The 21,603-nt window shown below is 49.1% G+C and carries 5 protein-coding genes (1 of these 5 running past the window's edge); all 5 read left to right on the plus strand.

Annotated elements, in window-relative coordinates; genetic code table 11:
• Positions 1–14,149, plus strand: the end of a protein-coding gene (locus ABEA14_RS07020) for an Ig-like domain-containing protein (protein WP_345339186.1). 24,590 nt of this gene lie to the left of the window's left edge; 14,149 of the gene's 38,739 nt are visible here — the last part of the coding sequence; the start codon falls outside the window, past its left edge; its stop codon occupies positions 14,147–14,149.
• Between the two features lie 17 nt (positions 14,150–14,166).
• The gene (locus ABEA14_RS07025) at positions 14,167–15,771 is read left to right on the plus strand and encodes an alpha-amylase family glycosyl hydrolase (RefSeq protein ID WP_345339187.1); all 1,605 of its coding nucleotides are present in this window, start codon (positions 14,167–14,169) and stop codon (positions 15,769–15,771) included.
• Between the two features lie 160 nt (positions 15,772–15,931).
• A complete protein-coding gene (locus ABEA14_RS07030; protein WP_345339188.1) occupies positions 15,932–16,753 on the plus strand; it encodes a peptidylprolyl isomerase in 822 nt (273 codons plus the stop codon).
• A gap of 29 nt (positions 16,754–16,782) precedes the next feature.
• On the plus strand, positions 16,783–17,643 hold the full coding sequence (locus tag ABEA14_RS07035; protein ID WP_345339189.1) for a peptidyl-prolyl cis-trans isomerase: 861 nt from the start codon (positions 16,783–16,785) through the stop codon (positions 17,641–17,643).
• A 27-nt stretch (positions 17,644–17,670) separates the two neighbouring features.
• Positions 17,671–21,588 carry a hypothetical protein gene (locus ABEA14_RS07040; RefSeq protein ID WP_345339190.1) on the plus strand — a complete coding sequence of 1,306 codons (3,918 nt, stop codon included), beginning with the start codon at positions 17,671–17,673 and terminating at the stop codon, positions 21,586–21,588.
• Positions 21,589–21,603: the final 15 nt, after the last annotated feature.

Consider the following 21,603-nt stretch of genomic DNA (forward strand, 5'->3'; position numbering starts at 1 on the left):
ACGCCAGTTTGTGACGCTGGCGATGCCGGATGTCAGTGAAAATATTGTTGTGCTCGCCCGAATTCAGAAAGCGAATCTGAAAGGGTACCGCTATCTGAATGTGGTCAATGATGACGGTATTGATGAGCAGATGACGCTAACTCTCCAGCCTGAATTGCAAGTCTTGACGGGTACTCAGGTTCTTGTGACAGCTAACCTGCCTGCAGATATGCCAGATTTCAGTGATGAATCCAGCATTGACGTCAGTGACCCCGCTGATTCACAAGATGCATATTCAATCAGTGCCAGCGATGCGAACCTGGTAGATGTGACAGCTCTGGGTAGTGACATTAAGTTTGAATCTGTACTCAGAGATCGCTCGTCCCACGAGAAACGTGAGCCGTATTTGGTTTCGAAAACCCCATACTTTGCAGATGTCAGCCCTGAGCAGGTCATTCAGGCCAACAATTCGGATGAGCGCTTGGTGGGTTCTGCCACTGTCGCAGGCGCTGTTGATGGTAAACGATTGTTGGTTGCATTTGATTCCGCAACCAATGGTTATCGGCTGGTCAACGCTGACGCTCAGGTTTTTGCAATGCCGACAGGTACCGCGAAGTCACTTCAGCAGGGCTTATCGGGCATCTATCTGGAAAGTGTTGATGCCGGAGTTAATACGCTAAGACGCTTTGATGTCGTTGCCGGTCATGTCGACAGTGTTCCTGATTTAACTGCGCCTGTTCAGGGGCGTCTGCTTGCGGTATCTCAGGATGTCGTATGGTTGCAGCAGGGATCAGCCGTTGTCGCCTTTTTAGATGCCGGAGACACACTGGTACCAGTCGCAGGTACATCTTTTGGTTCGGAACGTATCGTCTCTGCTGAGTCAAACGGCAGAACACTCATGCTGTTGACTAACGCAGGCATATACAAGTTAGGCATTGCAGCTGACCCTGCGCTTCGCGTAATCAAGGACTCGTTTGTCTCATTCGCTGGCCAGCTTGATGGTTTCGATATTGATAACCAGGCGTTGGTTACCTGGGCCGATAGCGAAATTGCTTTCTACCAGTTACTGGAAGATGGTTCGCTCATTATCGGTGATAAAGTCCAGTTGCCTGGAAAGGTCACCGATGTTAAGCGCGATGGCGATATTGTTTGGGTTGAACTAGTCCGTGACAACGTAGTTCAGTGGGCAGCCATAAAAGATAATGCACTGGCAGGGTTCTTACCTGTTGAGCAGGAAATTGTGGCCTTTGCTCCGGGCTCTATGTACTTCTCAGAACGAAACGCTGATAAACCAACCCTATCGAAGCGGGCAATTACCGTCAGCTCGAACCCATTGAGTGTTGATTTTGCTGTTTCGCAAGATCCGACAATGGTCATCGCAGATATAAGCCTGTTGTCTAAACCTGCGGGAGGTGTCGAACTCGCGCTGTACAGTGGTGACAGGATGCTTGGTGTTGCCTCTGATTTGTGGGGCGCGCCTCAGCCTTACCAGGTGAATATCCCTCGTAGCCTGTTAAATAGCAATGTATTGACGTTGGTGGCTAAGAGTCATGATGGTCAGGTTTCAGAAAACCTGGACATTGATATTTCGCCAATAGCAGATGTCAGCGAACAGCGTCCGGCATTTGGTCAGACACTGGCTGAAAAAGCGCTTCTTCCTCTGCAGGTGGCCATGTCTGTTGGTGCTCAAGTTAACGCTCAGGAAGCGAGTATCGATGGCGTGCAAGAAGCGCTTGCACCGTCATCCTCTGCGTCAGCATCTGGTTGGATTAAGGTGCCTGCAGTCGGTGACATTGAGCTTGACCTCACCTTGAATCAGGAAAGTTACAGTCGCACGTCTTTGACTGTTGTGCCTAATCAGCCCGATGGGCTTGGTGTGACGATTCTGTCTCCTTCAAACAACATCGTTGCACAGAGTGGTGAGGAGATTGATATTGCTTACCTGGTGACAGGGCAGCATAAGGCTGAACTGACCCATGTTGCAGTTGAGCTGCTCGACTTCAACAGAAACCTCGTGTCTCGGACGCTAATGGCTGACGCCGACGGTCACCTGGCAGTTAAGATGCCAACCGTTGATAGTCGTGATACCTATTACGTTCGCACGACCGGTTACTGGGGTGAACACGCGTACCACAATGTCAGTGAGATTGCGGTTCAGCTGCTACCCAGAAACCGTATTCCTCAACCTGAAGTTGTGGGTGTATCTTCAACCGTCATCGCGGGCTCTGATGTTTCCTACCGTCTGGTGACACCGCCAGCGGGATTGACAGGAGAGCTACGCGTTTTAGACAGCCAAAATACGTTGCTGGTGTCTGACTCGACAACGATTGAATTGACAGTACCGGATGACACCCAGTTCCTCACGCTGGTTGCAACCCTCAGAGACGATGAGGGTAATAGTGCTGAACGCCATTATCGGGTGACGGTACGAACCGGTGTTGAGTTCGAAGTAGCGGCTGATGTCGCAGCCTTTGATGTCATGTTGTCTGATGCTGGCCAGGCATGGCTGTCCTCAGAACGAGACTTGTTTGATCATCAGAATGTCAGGGTTGCTACTTTCGACGGTGATATAACAGCCATGGTGAGAGTAGGGGACCGATTACTTCTGGCGATAGAAGGCGTTGGCTTGCAAATCGTCGACCCGCAAGAGCAGTTCCAGATTCTCAGCACTACCACGATAGAAGGGCGTGTTACACAGCTCGCTGTAACGGGTAGTCATTTGATGGTGCTGGTGAATGGAGAGATTCAGGCCTACACCATTAAGGGTAATACGCTCGAGCTGTCAGAGCTTAAGACGAAACAAGGCAATACCGTTTCAGATTTCTATCAGTATGGCGACATTTCAGCGATCCGTGCGACAGAGCAAGGTATTGCAGCCGCGTCAGCGAACTATGTCATGGTCTTTGATCAGGCACTGATCGAAAGCGACGCAATGCGCCCTGATATCCAGGATGTCATCAGCATTGAGCATAAAGATTCGGTTGCATATTACCTGACGTCTGATGGCGAGATTGTGTCTGCCATAGGCCCACAACGCCTGGGACAACTGCATGTGCCTAACGGTAATCAGTTGGTTCGTTTTGGCGATTACCTTCTGGCAGTAAGCCCACTGGACGGTGTGCTTCACATTGTTGATGCAACAAATCCAGAGCATCTTGAGCTAAATGGAAGCTTCGAGTTCGCTGCAGACCATAGCGCGAATGTAGCATCATGGTTTGACGGTAAGCTTTGGTTAGGTGGGCAGAAAGGCACCCAGTTGCTATTGACGCTTCCGGAAGCGCAACCATCAGAAACACTGAATGTTGATACCAGCGGTTATGTGGCGGATGTGGCTAGCCGTGGTGGTAAGAGCATGGCTGCTGCGAGTTACTACGGTAGTTATCAGCTCAGCCGATTAGGCAACAACTGGTCAACCATCAGCTATCCGGAAAGGGGTTGGAACCTGTCGATTGACGCGGTTGCTGTTGACCACCAGTTCAGCTACCTCGCTCAGCCAGAGCTGAACCAGGTGGTTAGAGTAAGTCATCAGGATATTGCTCAGGGTAATGATGTTATTGAGGTTGTGTTTGACGACATAGCTGCGAGTGAGCTGATACTGACAGAGTCACACATCGTTGCCGCCTATGGAAATTCACTGCACTTTGCATCACGAAATGACCTGACCATGCAAGGTGTTGTCGAATTGCCTGCGGGTGAACAGGTGATAGCTGTTGCCAGCCAGGGGGATCTGGTTTTCGCAACCACTATTAACCGTCGACTCTATAAGATTACGACCGGTAGCCTGCCATTTGAGCCGATCAACCAATTTGTCGACAGTGTTATCGACGCAGCGGTTGAACCGATCGAGCATCTGGATGCGTCAGCTAGTGCGCTTTACTTCACTATGGCTGGCGACATTCACCGTATGAGCTTGTTTAACTACGACGATGTCACATTGAACATCCCGGGTCTGCAGACCGTTGATGCTATCAAGTATCACAGAGGGCATCTGTTCGTGGCCTACCGTACTGCGACTCAGAGTCTGCTCGCTGTTGTTGATGCCAGTGACTGGCAGCTGGAGTCTTCGAATACGTTTGAATTCGATGCTGCTGTTACCTCTCTGGATGCTGAATACGGTCGATTGGTGGCCGGGCTTGGTGACGCAGGCGTGAAGGTCATTGACCTGAACAATAGCTATCAACTCGCCATGCCTGATCTGGTGTCTCCGGTGCAAGGGCATTCGTTTATTCAGGGAGACTCGATTGAGTTTGCCATCAGTGAAACCGAAAATGTTGTTGCGGCGCGTTACTTCGTCAACGGCATGGAGGTCGCTGGTTCTAATGTCGCGCCTTTCACTGCATCCAGCATGGTGCCGCCAAGTCTGCGTAATGGTCAGCCATTTGAAGTGCAGGCAACCGTTGAGCTGGTGTCCGGTGCAGTGCATCAGTCTGCGCCAGTCAAGGTGGTGCTGCAGGGCGAAGATCTTCCTGGTAATGCCTTCAGCGTAGCCTTAACGCACCCAATCCATGGTGTTTCGACTTATGTGCCCAAGCCCCTGGAGATTCGTGCCGAAGTAAACGACGTAACAGTCCCTGTTTATCAGGTCGAATACTACGAATCAGACAGCGCCGACGGTCCTTTCCGGATGATTGGTAAGCACTATGGCCCTGAGTTTGTGTTGTATCGTGACTACCGTGTTGAGGATAGTGGCAAGTTCCTTAAGGTGCGTGCAGTAGACGTATTTGGTAATACAACAGATTCGATTCCTGTGGCATTTACCCGAGAAGAAGATGCGATACAGCCGCGTATTGGCGCTTATGTTGTCACTGGTCCTATGGTGTCTGATACCCAGATTATTGAAAAGCATGGCTTCAAGCTAGCGGTGTCAGTTGATGACCCTGAGAGTGGTATCGAGTCAGCGATACTTAAGCGGAACGATATTATTATCGCTGCGCAGTTCAGTGCTGGACAGCTTGAAGTGAATGAGTCTGGTGCAATTGCTGGTGAACAGTATGAATATCAACTGACTGTCACCGATAAAGCCGGTAACACAGCGATTCAGACTAAACGCTACGAGTTTGTTGAAGATACTATTCCGTCCGTTAGCAACTTCTCTATTCAGCCGCTTCAGATTTTGGAGCAGGGCTCTTTCAACGTTACTGCGGACCTGCAGGATGATGTTGCGCTGGCCAGTGCCGAAATTGAGTGGAACGGCTTTGTTACGCCAGTTTCGGTATCAGGTTCCAGCGATACCCTGGCGTTAAGCCTGCGAGATCCAAGAGCGGAACGCTTGGTAGATGACTTAGCTACTGAGATAGTTTTACGCGTGACCGACGACTTAGGTCAGGTCGCAGAACGCCGTCAACCAGTCACTGTGCTGCGCGATCAGATACCTGATACCACCAAGTTGAGTGTGGTGCACGACCCTGCGTCATTCTATGGTGGCATTGCCCGTCTTGAACTTACCGAATTTGGTTTGGCCAATGACGGCAAGGATCAGGTGAAGGTTACTATCATCCCCACCTGGCCTTTAGACAGTGAAGCGATAGCAGTCGATCATGCCCCGTATGGGGCGGACGATTCCGCTCAGCCTCTGAGACTGACTCTGCCTATGCCAGAGCAGGAAGTGGCCGGTAACGAATACCGCTTCAAGGTCCAGTTGACTGATCACCTGGGTCAAAGTGCGGTGTCGGACGAATTCACTATTCCGCTCTGGTTCCGCCCGAATAGCCTCCAGTTCGTTAATGATTTGCAGGCCGAAGGTGTCAACCTTAGTTATGTGACCGTAGGGGATGCCGCGCAGTATCACGCCGCAGTTCTTGACCGTACTGGCCGCCGTATTCCGATGCAATCGGTTCGTTGGACTTTGCAGACGGCATCCGGTGAGCAGCTGGGAGCGCCAGTTGAGCTTGGTCAACAAGCGTCTGATGCCGGTGGGGTGTCACGTTTAGCATTTGATTCAGCGTTGACGGCGGGGCGCTACAAGCTGACCGCAGAATTGCTCAATGCGGCCTGGGTTGATGCCGACCCATCCGAATCAGGTATTTCTGTTTCGATGGGCTTGCGAGTTCAGCCTGGTGCAACAAGCAAAATTGAATTTGCGCATCAGCCAGCGGTTGTTGCTGGCCACGTGTTTGAGCTTACGTTACGAGCAAAAGATGCGGGTAATAACCCTGTCACCGCTGATAGCAGTTCCAACGTAACAGTCACTCTGCCATACAGCGGCTTCTATTTTGGATTTGCTGATGCAGTCACTGTGACACCGCTGGATGATGCGGGGCAAAGTGCCTCAATCACACTGCGCAATGGTGTTGCAACAGTGCCTGTCACTGCGGCAACGACATCTGGAAACTATAGTGCTCAGCTCAGCATGACAGATCCCCTCAGTGGCGTTGAAACATACTACGACTTTATGGGAGCAGAAGAGTATGTTCTGGCTTCCAGCCTGCCGGTTGAAGTTGTTCCTGATGCCGCTGCGTTGATTACCTTTGAGAAAGAGTCTCAAACCAACTTACCTTTAGGTGTCGCTGACCGACTGGAAGCGGGTGAAGTCGCCACATTGCGATTGACCCTGCGTGATCAGTACTACAACCCTGTAACGACGCTCACGCCTGGCGATTTGACGCCGGCAAACTTTGCGTTAAACGTCAGCGTGACAGGAAGTGCAACGATTGATGGCATTGCTACAACTGCGCCAGTTCAAATCATAAGTGGTACAGCGACAGCTGATGTTAGCGCCATAGCGACTGAAACCGTAGAAGTACGTGGTGTCTCAGTGCTTGATGGGCCTGACAACCTGTTGGCGCTGGGAGAGCTCGATCTTGAGTTCTTGAAACCGTATCCGGCAATTGAATCTGCGCAAGTTGTTATTGTTGATGACAGTGAAATCAACCCAATATCGTTGACCTTTAATGAAACGGTTGAAGTTGGAAATCTGATAGACGGCAATATCGCGTCTGTGAGCCTCAACGACGAGGTCGTCGACGGTGAATGGAGCATTGAAAACAATGTTGTCCTGTTTACGCCAGAGCAACCTTTGCAGTTGAATAGCTGTTACAGCATTGATACTCAGCTTTCCTCACTTTGGGGTGAAGCGGCGAACGATCCAGTGCTACCACAGCTGCTTGATACTTGTGTCGCGGCGTTACGTTCTGATATCCCGGCATACAATGCCGTGCTTGAGGGGAGTGAAATTACATTCACTGCACAAGTGGCAGATGAACTCGATTTCGCACAGCTAAGCGGTAGTGTCTCGATTGAATCTGCCGTATCTGTACCTAGCGATGTTGATGTTGATATTACCGATATCCGCCTGAACGCGCCTATGCATGCGCCGCTTGGCGCAGATGATGGCTCCTTGATCTATTTGCGCCTGGCCGCCTCTAATGATGCGATTGAAGAAAGCTACCAGGCAACTAACCGCATCAGTTACCGCGTACTTCAAATCGGTGGTGATTATGATGGAGATGGCCTCAGCAATGAGCTGGAGTTTTCTACTAATGGCCTTGACCCTGTTGTCGTCGATTCAGACGGTAATGGCATTGCCGATGGATTAGATGACCTAGATAGTGATGGCTTGTCGAACCTTGATGAGATTGACGCAGGTTCCTCACTAATTGTTGCTGATACTGATGGCGATGGCCTGAATGATTATGAAGAAGTTGTCATTTATGGCTCCAATCCACTGGTGGCTGACAGTGATGGTGATGGTGTACCTGATTATGTTGAAGTTAACATCGGTTCTGATCCTACAAATGTGTTGGACGCGAGAGTTGATCCCTTCTATATCATCGACTTGGAGGTCGTTCCAACTGAGTTGGTTCTCGAATTTGAAGCGGATCGTGACAACCGTCATCAGTTAAACGTTACGGCTACGGTCCAAGTTGATAACAGAGTGTTTTATGGCGTTAGTTTGAACAACACTTATGACTTGCTTGAGTTGTACAGTGATAACTCGAATGTCGCTGACTTTGACCTGTCGCAACCCGGAGCATTGTTGCAGGTTTTTCAAGATGGGCAGGCTCAGTTGACAGTGTCCTTGCTTGAAAATCCATCGCTAAGCAGTGTTATTGAGTTAACCGTTGACGCCGCTAGTGAACCGGTTAAACAAACACCCAGAATCGAATTGCTTGGCTCGAACGTCGATCACACCCTGTATCTCGGTAGTGATCATGCCTATATAGCTTTTGAACTTATTACTGATATGCCATTCACGGTAAAAGAGTTCCAGTTTGATGGTGTAACTTTGTCGAGAGATGGTGATCATGAAGAGTGGCTATGTATTGATTGCAATCCGTCGGTCATTGTACGAGTGGATCAACAAAGTAACACTCCAGATGTCATTTCTGGTTGGAACTGGGATTATACGCAAGCAAGTCGATTTGTACTGGAGTTCCCGGAGGGTGTCCCATCTGATGTTGCGGGTGAACTTGTTGCAATACTGAATTTGCAACAGGACCTGTCTGGAACTGAGTACTTATCGCCCGTGTCTGTGGTGCTGCCTTTGGAGCAAGATCCTGAAGCTCAAATAAGCATTGATCGAGATATTACGCCCGCCTATGTCGTTAACTCGGGCGAATTCTTCAACGATCGCATTGCGATTACAGACCAAGGCATGAACTCGACTCGAGTAGAGCTATTCATCGGTGACGAGTCTCAAGGGTATGTCGCAACCGCCAATGCAGCATATAGCGCATTGGAAAATGCGCGTCTTTACCAACTAGATAATGTCTATAAGTCATGTGATGTATCAAAAGCTTGGACTTTCGATGTGATAGGGCGTTATCCAGAAGGCGTTGCGTTTATTGCAACTTCTGACACTGCCGCGCTTGCAGCAGTCGAAATGGCCTACGGCGGCTATAGCATCTACCGCTACGATCTAGACTCATCGGCTTGGGTTATCGTCGCCGGTGATGGTGAGTGGGAGGGGGTAAATACCATAGGTGCGCCAGTGTATGGAAGTGGTCAAACGTGGATGCTCGCTGGTGAAGGGCTGGTGTCGAATGATGACGGAAGTTCGTGGGTGCCTCTGCCTGATGGACTGGGCTTGGGCCTTGACGGGGTTATCACTTCAATAGTTGCCTTGCAGGCTAATGAATGGCTGATGTCAGTTGACGGAGAAATGGTTCGCTCTTTCGATAATGGACAGACATGGGCTTATGAAAATAGCCTCAAGGCTATCAACCCTGATATCTATGTATCACAGCTATATGGTGGGCTCGATGATGTCATCGTCGCACAAACGATTTCTCATGGGCTATATCGTTCTGCTGATAGAGGAGCGACTTGGAGCGCGCTGCCTGACAGCTTAGGTATTGTTGATGTCGTTGATGCCGAGCTAAGTATCGTGCAAGGCTCTGGTGGAGTTTGGTTCGCCTATATGGGCGGAGAGCTAGTCACCTCTTCTGACAATGCACAAACGTGGCGCAATGTTGATTTGCCTGTAGTGAATACATTTGTTCTCGGAGTAGCTACTGATGGCGCTGGCGGGTGGCTACTAGCAACAACGACAAGAGATGAATCATATAATGTCAAAGCACTGGTTCTGACGCTCGACGACGGTGACCAGTGGGCTGAACAATTACTGCCGAGCCCGCAAGCTTCTTATGACATGTCTCTGCATCTTAGTGGTGATGCCTCTTGGTTTAGTTCCGGAGGTAGGTATGGAGAGTCGTTTGTTCCAGACTGTGGAGCTAACGCTTCCCAGATTGCTCAGCCGTATCAATTCTCGATTGATGACAATGGCAAACAGATTTCTCTCGAGGTTAAAGAGCAGACCTTTAGTGGCATCCGAACCAAAATCATCGATTTGGGTGCAATCGACGTTCAACCTCAGGCAAGTTGCCCAGCTCCTGTCATCACTCTCCCAGTTGTATATTCTGGTGGTGTTATAGAGGGGGATTGGGGAACCGAAACGCCAAGCGATTGGGATCAAGCCGTATTGGCAAGACGTGAGAGCCAGTTCCTTTCTCAGCTAGAGTCCTTCTTGCTATTCCCCATAAGTGAAAGCTTGTCGTACCAACGATTTGACTTCTATCTGAAGTCGTCCTCTGAACTGATGGAGTTGAATTTGGTTCATGAAGTCGACGGTGTTGAGGAGAACATAGCGTTTACGAAGGTTTCCCCTGAACGTTATGAATTCACAGGGACATTTGAGCAACTCCTTTTTGCAGCCCAGCATGGACAGATAAGAGTCAAGGGTTATGGAGAATGTGAGCAGCCGTTTGATCTGCAACTGCCTCTTCTTGTTCAGAAGGACGGCCAACCTCTGGTGTCTGATGTTGGTGATGTGGTTATAAATCGTTTGACTGCCTCCAGTTTAAACTTAAGTTTGAGAGATGAAGGGCAGAACATAATCTACTCAGGTCTGTTCTTGTACGACGAATCTATTTCGCTTGACTACGAGGACTCCCAGTATCGTTTGCTTGGAGAAATTTCCGGAATAGAAGAGAAGGAAGGCGGAAATTGGTATCAGTACATCAATAATCAAACTCAGTCTATTGATGTTGCTATGCCGGTACAAACTGATGTTAGAGAAGGGCGTTATCCGTTGTGGGCGGTTGTCGTCGACACCACTGGACACGTTACATCTGAGCAAATAGGTACACTGGAGGTGCAAAACAGTATCAGAGAGCAGGTCCTTCGAGTTGGTGCTTCTTTATCTGAAGGTGATGTTCTTAGTTATGAATTCACACTGGAAGACTCAGCAGTATTAAATTTCCAAGTGCTGTCTGCTGACTTTGACTCACAGTTTTATGTCGTGGATAGCGACGGTCAGCTTATTGCTGGCAGTGATGATAGATTTGGTGACCGTGCCTCATTGTTCTTAGAGCTCGATGCTGGCAACTATAGAGTTTACCTGGGTGAATATAACTTCAGTTTTGAGGATGCGTTGGAGGGAAGCAACCCTGGATTGTTTGGTGGTAGTTTCGATTTTGTCATAGAAAACTGTGCTAGCGGCGTAACCAGTAGCATCAGACAGGAGGATGGGTGCTGGTTAGGTAGTGAAGCACCTGTTCCTGCCAAAGTGGAGCGTCAGGCTAGAATCAAGTTGGCGGGGGCAGCAGACCAACTAGCTCTCTATCAGGGAAGGGGTTTGAGCAAAGTTACCTTTGATATCGAAGCAAACACACAGTTTTATGTTGAAGGGTTCCTGTTTGATGACTATGAAGCAGAACTAGCTGTCAATCAGTACTATTGTGTCAGAGAATCTGACCCATATAGGTCCTGTTACGCTAACTCCGAGGTGATTGTGTATGCTGAAATGCAGCATAATAGCAATGTTAATCCTGATGCCTCAGATAGTTACCCTGTTCAATCCAACCGTTATGTACTCCATTTGCCTTATGGTCATAATGTTGGTGCCCTAGGCGAGCTTCAAGCTAAACTTCGAGTTTTAGTCGACTACGAGGATGGGGGGGAAGTCTATGTACCTCAAACGGTCACAGTTAACATTCCAGTATTGGAAGTCCCCGAGATTGAACTTGTTCTCGATGAGCCTGACGCCTCTACTACTTTTGTCGAAGGTGAACTATTCGGCCTCGACTATACAGTTTTAGACCCTAGTTACAGCCAACTTAAAGTTGAGTTGTTACTCGATGGTGTACCTGTTAGAAATTACGGTGAAAAGTCGGTAGCGATACAACAATATGCTCCCCATTACAGTGAGTTTGAAACCTCATACTCATACAAAAAGCTCGAATCGTATGTGCCAATAACAGAAATGCCTTCTGTGAGCGTTACTGACACGTGGGGCACAAGAATGTTGGGCGACTATCCCGGCATAGAAGGTGTGTTTAAGCCTGGGTACGGCCTGGTTGTGTCTGGAAGTACGTCAATAGTGTATACCTACTACAGTGGGGAGGTTGGCAGTAACTATTTAGCCTATCGCTCTAACGATGACGGCAATACTTGGTCACCATTGGTTGTTCCAAAACCCACTGACATGCCATATGGCGCGGACTATGCTGCTATCGCTACAGATGGCAAGGGCACATGGATGTTAAGTGGCCCTGGTTATCGATCTTTTGACGATGGCGAGACCTGGCTGCCACTGGCTGAAACACTAGACCTACAAGGCAGCTACATTAATGAATTGGTAACGGACTCAAACGGTACCTGGGTCATTCGTTTATCCGATGATCGTATGTATGTTAGTGATAATGATGGTGACAACTGGCAGCTACTGCCTCCAGAACTAAATAGCGGCGCTGAACAGCTTGGTTATTCTTACCTTCAGACTTTGACCACTAACAACGCTGGCACCTGGATAGCAAGCTTTAGAGATGGGTATGCGGCAATCTCTACGGATAATGCTTTGACATGGCAAGCGATTGCTCAAGGCTTTAATAACTCGCTCAACTACCTGAGTCAGGTAGTGCCGGGGGCTGATGGTCGCTGGATAGCCGTAGCATACGGAAAAGCCTCGATTTCCATTGATGATGGACTCTCGTGGACACCTTTGCCTGATTACCTTAACAGCGGTGCCCCGTATGGCGATATCAGGAGTATTGATACCGATGGCTCTGGTGCCTGGATAGCCGTTGTAGGATACGAAGCCTATTTGGCGCGCTCTGACGATAACGGTTCAACGTGGCAGGCGATGCCCCAAAGCTACGGCCTTGGTTCGACTCAAGAGTCTAAAATAATAACCCATGCAGGCGGTCAAACATGGATGGCAGGCCAAGGTAACAGCGTGCTTGTATCTACTGATGGTGGAACTTCCTGGTTGAAATCAACGGTTGGTCAGGGGGTCTACGATTCGGTATTGGCGTTGACGTCAGGCGGTGACCATTGGATGAGCCTTACCTCCTCTGGGAATGTGGCTTCTCCTTATATCATCAGCGCCTCTGCTGTCGCACCATATGTTGTCAAGCATACGGATTCGGGTAAAGAGGCTACGCTTCGGGTGACGGACATGAGTCCAGGCTCGGATCGTTCGCAAGATTTCCCTATCGGAGCGATTGATGTTTTACCTCGAAGCGCTTGTTTGGCTGCCGATATAAGAGTTCCAGAGGCTTTTGCTCAAGGTGTGGTTGATAGTCGATGGGGGGTTAACCTAGATCCCACATCAGTAGGAGCTGAGTTTGTAGCAGCCAGCCACTATCTTTCAGACACGCTGTCCGAATTGGATTTGCGAGAAGCTTCGCTTGTTAGTCGCGCTTTGCCTGATTTCTATTTAGAGACTTCGCCACTTATGGAGCTCAATCTCATTTATGAGGTCGATGGTATCGATAAGTCGGTCTCTTTCGAGCGTGAAAATAGTGAGTTGTTCCGCTTCACTGAGACGTTTGATGTGCTCGAACAGGCTATTGTCGACGGAACGATAAGAGTCAATGGATACACAGAGTGTGAGCAGTACTTCGAGCTGGCATTGCCACTGGAGCTTGTTGCAAATCAGGCCCCAGAAGTCGCTTCCGTGGGTGACATTAAGCTTCAGCAAAACAGTACCAGAACTGTCGATGTGACATTGTCTGATAGCGATATGGATGCTTTGTATATAGGTCTCTTTGCTGAGTTTGATGGACAGATCTCACTGCTCAGCGAAATGTCCGCCATAAAAGATGTTGGTCAATGTGACACTGGCGTTATGTGCCACTCTGACACTGAAGTAACGGCTTGGATGTCTCAATTTGTTAAGAGTGAAACTGAGTCTATTGAAATCTCTTTACCGATGAGTGTGTCTGCAACGGGCAGTTACTCTGTTTGGGCTATTGTGGTTGATGCCTCTGGTAATACACGTGAGTTAGATGTGGGTAACTTACTCGTCTCTGCTCCGGCTCCCCGCCCATCTCTTCCTGTGAGGGATATCTTGATTCAAGAATCTCGTGATGTTGAATACAATGGCGTCGATTTTGTTGAATTCACGGTAACGGAAGCAGGCTCGTATGCCGTTTCTATCGACAGATATTACCGAGGTGATATGTGGCTTCGAAAGGATAATCTGGAGTGGCTTTATTCATGGCACACATATAATCGCTACTATTCTTATGCGCTGATCGAAAAAGAAGGGTACTTAGAACCAGGCACTTACCAACTCTATGTCGGGGAGTATTCACTGACAACAAGCGAAGCTTTGAACGGGTACAACCGTTACGGAGACGCGCTGACATATGAGCTAGTTGTCGAACGATGTGTGGATTCACCTCTAGCCTACCTGGGTGCTAATTCAGCTTGTGCGGCAGCGCAATAGAGATGGAGTTCATTAAGATGGCTAAGTCTATTAGCGCTAACGCTCAGGGAGTAGCTCTGTTTGTTGTATTGGCTTTTCAGCTTTTCTGCTGCGGAGCGAGCGTCGCAGGTCAAGATAGCCTACTGACTGAATCCGTATCTGCCATCAACAAAGGTTCCGAACTTTCACCTTTTTGGTATCAAAAGGGTGTTTTTATGGAAATCTATGTCAGGGGGTACAAAGATAGCGACGGAGACGGAATAGGGGACTTCAATGGCCTTACAAGTACCCTAGACTATTTGTCTGAGTTGGGGGTCAAAGGAATTTGGCTGCTCCCAGTAATGGATAGCCAGGACAAAGATCACGGCTATGCTGTAAAAAATTATCGTCAAGTTGAATCTGACTACGGCACTGAAGAGGATTTTAAACGGTTTTTGTTTGAAGCGCATAAACGCGGAATTGGTGTGATCCTGGATTATGTGCTCAATCATAGTGGTTCGGCGCATCCTGCTTTCAAGGCCTCTAAATCGCCTCAATCACCGTACAGAGATTGGTACTTGTGGCGAGACAAATACACATATTGGCCAAACTGGCAAAATTCACCCACCTGGCACCAATCGGGAGACGAATATTATTACGGTTTGTTTTGGAAAGATATGCCGGATTTCAATCTCAGAAACGCTGAGGTTGTTAGTTACCATCAAAGCAACTTACGCTACTGGCTAAACCTAGGTGTAGACGGATTTAGATTTGATGCTGTGGGAACGTTGCTTCAAAACACAAACAATGGTGCGTTTCTTCAAGCGGAAAGCGGCGCACTAATGGAACAAGCAATTATGCCCGTTATTAACGAATACGATAATCGTTACGTGGTGTGTGAATCGACGCAATCACCTTTAGCAACAGCTGATGTGTGTGGTTCTTCATTCTATTTTGGATTAAATAGCAGCATTCTGAGCAGCGCTAAATTTGGTAGGGTAAAACCTAGACTGGTTAGGCTGGCCCAAGAGAGCGATAGCTCCAAAACAGCAACGTTTTTAGCCAACCATGATTCATTTACCGGTGGCCGACTTTATGAGCAGTTCGCGGGGGATTTGGCCAGCTACAAAACAGCCGTGACTACGCTACTCACATTGCCTGGAATACCTTTTATTTATTATGGTGATGAGATAGGAATGGGCCATACGTTAGCCCCCAGTGATCCAGATCCTGACCATCGACTGCGCGGACCAATGAGCTGGAACGCTGACCACAATTCAGCCGGCTTCTCATCTAAAAAAGCATTTCGTGGCCTTGCCAGGAATTATTCTGAATTCAACGTAGAAGTTCAGATGAAAGAGCGTGACTCGATTTTTTACCACTACAAAAAATTGATAGAGCTTAGGAATACCAACCCTGCGTTATTCATGGGGTCCTTTCGGGTTTTAGACCATAGCAATAATAAAGTTTTGGTGTTTCTTCGAGAGTTGGAAAATCAGAAAGTGTTGGTAGCGATCAATTACAGTGATAGAGGGCAACACTTATCAAATAAGATACTAGGTGAGTGTTGGCAGGTTTTGGATGGTCCAGAACGTGATAAACGTGGAACGAGTGTCTTATTGCAGCCAAAAGAGCACGTAATCTATCGATCTTGTACGAGTTAAATACTGATGAACAACCATGTTCATCCAGTTCAAGAGATGCACTAATACTTGTTTAGATTAAATTTTATTAAAAAATGATTATAATCATGCCCACTCAAACCCCTCTCGGGTAGAGTGGGCCGCAGTAATGATGGAGTATTAAGTAGTGAAAGGCAGTACTATGAAAGGGATTTTGGCTTCCAGCATAATCGCCTGTGTTGTTCTTACCGGGTGTGATAGTTCCCCGAAAGTTGCTCAAATTGGTGACAAATCCATAAGCCCCGCTGAGTTAAGTGCGTACCTGAAACATAAGCGCATTCCTGAACAGGATGACGTGATAGTTGGTAAAGCCCTTGACGATTTGATCAGTCGGGAGGCACTGGCGCAGGCGATTGAAGCCGAGGGGAAACTCGATGCCGATATGCTTGCTGCTGAGCAGGCCGAGTTCCGACGCCAAATGCTTATTGGCCGCTATTTTGAAAAGTTCAGCGCCGAACGCATTACCGACGACATGGTCCGCGCGTATTACGCGAATAATGCCACCGACTATGAGTCAACCCGTGCTCACATTGCGCATATCCTGATCCGTACCAACCCTAAAATGAGTGAAGCTGAGCGAGGCGCAAAGCTTACTCTTGCGCGTGAGATATATAGCCAGCTTCAGACCGGTGCTGACTTTGTTACCTTGGCGAAGGCACACTCCGAAGACAAAGTGTCTGCCAAAAAAGGTGGTGATCTCGGTTGGGTTGCCGAAGGTGCAATCGGTAAAGAGTTTTCTGCCCAAGCATTTGCTTTGAATCCGGGAGAATACTCAGAGCCTCTGATGACCTCTTTTGGTTTTCACATCATCAAGCAGCTGGAAGCGCCTCAAAAAACGCGTCAGCCGCTTGAAGCCGTGCAAAGCCAGATCAAATATCAGCTGCAAAAAGAAGCTAAACAAGCTGAAATGAAGCGGCTGCTGGACAGTGTTACAACGTCCAAACATTACCCTCTGGAATCTTAATAGCCTGGTTGTCTGAGAAGGAGTTTCAGATGTCACTTTTCAAACACCTTGGCCCTCTGCTGATTGCTGGCACCGTTTTGTGTGCCTGCTCAGAGCAACTGCCAAGTGATCCCGTATCAAATCAATCTCAATCACCCGTTCTAGTGATGGTGAATGGCGAAGCCATTACTGAAAATGACGTTGAGTTTGCAATCCAGAAAACGTTCAGCGAAGCAGAGTTAATGCTTGCCGACGAAGGCCTGAGAAAAAAGGTGCTCGAGAGCCTTGTCGCCAGCCGCGCGATGAGACATGCCGCCAGCCTTGAGTTAACGCTCGATGAGAGAGAACGCATCGCGCAGCGGGTAGCTTCCTACGAGGAAGAGCTTTATGTCCGAGAATACTTGCGTATGCATACGACTCCGCAGCCGGTTACTACGGCAATGGTTGAAGCATACTACAACAAGCACCCTGAATATTTTGGCGCAGATGACGTGCTGGAACTGTCCGTACTGACCATGTCAGCCGATGCCGACGAAGCCAATAAACAATGGTTCCTACAGCATGTTGGCAAGCTAAAAAAGGTTGATGACTGGGCAGAGCAAGCGGCTCAATGGCAAAGCAAACAATTGACGTTCAGCCGCCAGCGTGTTGAGCAATCAAAATTACCGCCGAAACTTAAAGCCTCGGTACCTGCGCTCGCCATTGGCAGTGTGTCGTCGGTTGTTGTCGACAACGGCCAGATGCAAGTTGTTAAGGTCACTGAACGACAAAGTATTCCCCCTAAGCCCTTAGCCGAGGTGAGTGCGGAAATCAGGAAGCGCTTAGCCCCTGTGAATGTGAAGCGTGCAGTTAAAACAGCGTCGGAAAAAGCGGTAGAAACAGCCGTAATTGAGTGGATAACACCGCGCTAGTTAAGTCTTTTATTCGGGTAATGCAGGATGCAAACAACACTTTTAAGCAAGTTTTTCCATACTCCTGGTTTCTGCTTTTTAAGCGGTGGGCTGGGCGTTTTAGCTGAGCTTTCGCGTTATGGAAAAGCGCTATTGTTGTCATTGTTATTACTCGGTTTGGCTGGGTGTGACGATGACACCCCTCCAACATTGGTTGTTGCGCCACTACCATCTACCACAGATTTGGCTGTTATCACGGTCAAGGGGAGCGTGTTCGATACTGGCTCAAGTCGTGATGGATTGAGACTGCAGATATCAGTCAACGATAGCTCTCCTGTCAGTGTGCCTATTCGGGCATCATTGTTTCGCCATGACGTAGCATTGTTAGCCGGTGACAACACCATTCTTGTGGAAGCCTTTGATGGTGATGGCAACCGGAGTGCTGTCGACATAGCCATCTATCGTAACTCCTTGCCTGAACTTCTTAGTTTATCTCCTGCAACGGGGACGCTAACCGAAGACGCAAATGTGACGCTTTCTGGCGAGTTTAAAAGTGCTTGGCCACATCCAGAAACTGTATTGACTGTAAATGGCGAGCCTTTGGTAAATGGCGACCATATTGACTATCAGCCCAACGCGGTAAGCACGTTTTCTACTGAACAAGCGCTCGCTGTGGGGTTAAATGGATTTGCCATCAATCTATCCAACCCGGATGGTGAAGTGACGCAAACACTGCAAATTATCCGCCAGCTGCCAGATAGTCACCATGAAGTCTCATTTACGCTTGATCAAGTCGACGGTCAGATATTTGAAAGTGAGTATGCCTCTCTGTCTGGCTCGGTGGCGGCTGATATAGATGATTTAAGCCAGGTCGAAGTGCAGTTTGCCTCTGAGCAGAGTGAAACCGTATTTAGGGCGACACCCCAGGCCAACGGTCGTTTTTCAACGTCGGTGGCACTGGCGCTTGGTGATAACCAGATTACTGTTGTCGCCAAACACCCAGAAGGCATCGTAGCCACACAGCAGCTCACCATTAAGCGAGTTTCTCAGGGGATTTTTGTCAGCGTATCGCCAACAGGTGAACAAGAGCTAGAGCAATCCCCGGTGACAATTGAAGGGCAGATCCAATCTGATTGGCCTGTAGCCGACACCCTTTTTACCATTAACGGTCAGTCCTATCCGTTAACGGATGGCGGGGATTACTACTACTTCGAGGTATCAGAGCAGCACCTCGCGATTGGCGCCAATCACTTCACGCTCACAGTCACCACGCCTGATGGCGCTCGCTCCAGATTACTGACTCTGGTCTATAAACCAACGGCAGATACTACCGATCCAGAACTACAGCTCTATACCACGGCCACAACGACGACCTCAGGCTCTGTGGTACTTCGCGGGCAGGTCATTGATCCCGGCGCTGTCAGCTCAGGGATTGCGTCCGTTTCAGTAAAAAACACAGCCTATCCTGATGCGGACTTTGTCGCGTCACAGGATGGTGACCAGTTTAATGTGGAAGTCCCGCTGGCTTTTGGCGGGAACACACTGACAATTACTGCGCTGGATAACAGCGGAAATAGCAGCGCTATTGAGCATACCATTCAAAGGAAAGTTTCTGCGTCGTTCCGAGCTATTTCGCCAGCCGATGGCGCCTTGGTTACGACCGACACCATTACCGTAACGGGTGAAGTGGTCGCCGATGACGGTGGTAGCATTGACTCAGTGTTAGTTAATGAGGTCCGTGTATCTCCTCAGTCGACGGCTGTTGCGGGCGTGTTTACCTTCACTGCGCCGGGTATTCCATTGGCGATTGGCTCTAATCAGATCCGCTTGAGTGCCACCGGCGAGAACGTCGTGACGGTCGAAGAACAATTGACTATTGAGTACCGCCCAGCGAATAACACCGACATACCTGCGCCAGAGCTTACAATTACTGCGCCATTAGATGGCAGCATGTTAAGTGAGCAGAGCTTCTATGTGACAGGGCGGGTTGTCAGTTATGGCGGCGCGGTAACGATCTCGGTAAATGGTCAACAGATCCCAACAACAGACATAATCAGTTATTGGCTGGACCAAGAGCTCAACGCCAAGTTTAGCACTCGGATAACCTTCGCGGACGGCGCTGAATCATTCGAGGTTAACGTCTCGGTAGTAGACAGTTTAGGCAAGCAAACCGACGCTTCGGTGGTTGTTTATCGTGACAGCCAAATACCCGTTATTGCGCTTGATGACTACCAGCCAGCACCAAGCGTCAACCTGGTAACAGCCACCAGCGTAAACCTGACAGGTATTGTTACAGACGACAATATCAGCAGCGTGATGATTGATGAACAGGCCGCCTCTCTGTCACCAACGGCAGACCCTAAGCAGTATCGCTTTAACAGTCTGATTGATATTCCCATGGGAACTGAAAAATCGATCGTTATTGCGGCATATGATATGGCGGGTAACCGGGTCGCTCAGGAGTATCTGTTTAAATCATCGGTGACTGTCGGTTTATCCGCGATGTTGCCACCAGACAATGCCGAGTTTCTCACCACCGGGGACCCCGTAACGGTACAGGTTGCGGCGCAAACTGATCTGTTGCCTGACGACGCACGTGTGATTGCCTGGGGAGACAATGCCGATGCGACCATCCTCGCCAGGGCTGAGACCGTGGCCAGTGGTGAGGTCTCCCTGCCAGCAACCGCTGGTGAATACCAGATAAACTATTCCGTTATTGATACAAGCGATCGCATATTGGCGCAGACTTCAAGAACAGTGCGTTTGATTGATGACGCTCAGGTTGAACTCAGCTTGCTAAGACATGAGCCAGCCAACCTCTCTATTAACAACGAGCCCAACCAGCCAATCGAGCTCTACTTCAACAAACCGATAGACCAAACCAAGCTGGTTGTTGAGATAAGAGAGACACTGCACGGCGAAACATACATCAACCAGGATGCACCGGGTACCAACTTCCCCAATGCGAAAGGCTATCGCCTCAAAACAGTGTTTCGTGACCGTGAACTGCTGAATCAAAGTGTTGATCTGCTGCCCGGCAGCCAAACCGTTGCCATCTACCCAGAGCGTGCGTTTGGTTATGGCGCATCCATTGAAGTAGAGGCCATTTACGATGGTCAGGAACTGGGCCGTTATCGATTTGACACCCGTGTGCTGCCGACATTTATTCGTGGTGGGGTATCAGACTTCTTTGGGCAGGCCCTTGCCGGTGCAACCGTTGAAATCCCCGAACTAGGGCGAGTCACCGAAACAAATGCCGACGGTGTTTACGGTTTTGGTTTTCAGGAGCCAGCCGGGGTCGAAATACCTGGTGGCACCTACACCATGATCGTCAATGGCAAGTTAACCCTGGCGGGTATGGGCAATGAACGTTTGCCAGTGACGGTTGAAGGCCATAAAGATAATGAGCTGCCCATGGTTCGATTGCCATCACTAAATCCTGCAATTTCGTTTGTACCACTCGCCAGTGGTGATGAAAATGTGGAATTAGCGGCAGGGGAGGTAACTCTCGACCTCTCCAATGCCACTATCATCTATCCCGATGGCTACCAGCAGGGCCGCGTTCATGTTCAGTTTGCGCCACTTTCTCAGTTGGCTGGCAAGCTAAGTGAAAGCTATCCGCCGCCATGGGCCTACGCCATTCAACCCAAGGGGATTGTGGTAGAGGGCTCACCTTCAGTAAGCATCAAAATGCCAAAGCTTCGCGGTGGCTATGACTACCTGCCTGATGGTGACGCTTATATGTTGATCATGGCGCTGGACCCCAGCGCCAATGTTTTAAAACCCGTGGGCGTAGGGCAGTTAGATGCCGAAAGAAATCTGCACAGCAGAACTGGCTTGAATATGCGTACCTTGGATTACATCAGTGTCACTTGGGTGCCGATGGCACAGCAGGCGCTGGCAGAACAAGTGGTAAATGGCGAGCGTAGTCTCGTAGAGCTAATGGCCGCCATCAGTAACCCGTAGAACAGTTGTTAAGGA

The organism is Corallincola platygyrae (genome assembly GCF_039544265.1).
Classification (GTDB): domain Bacteria; phylum Pseudomonadota; class Gammaproteobacteria; order Enterobacterales; family Neiellaceae; genus Corallincola; species Corallincola platygyrae.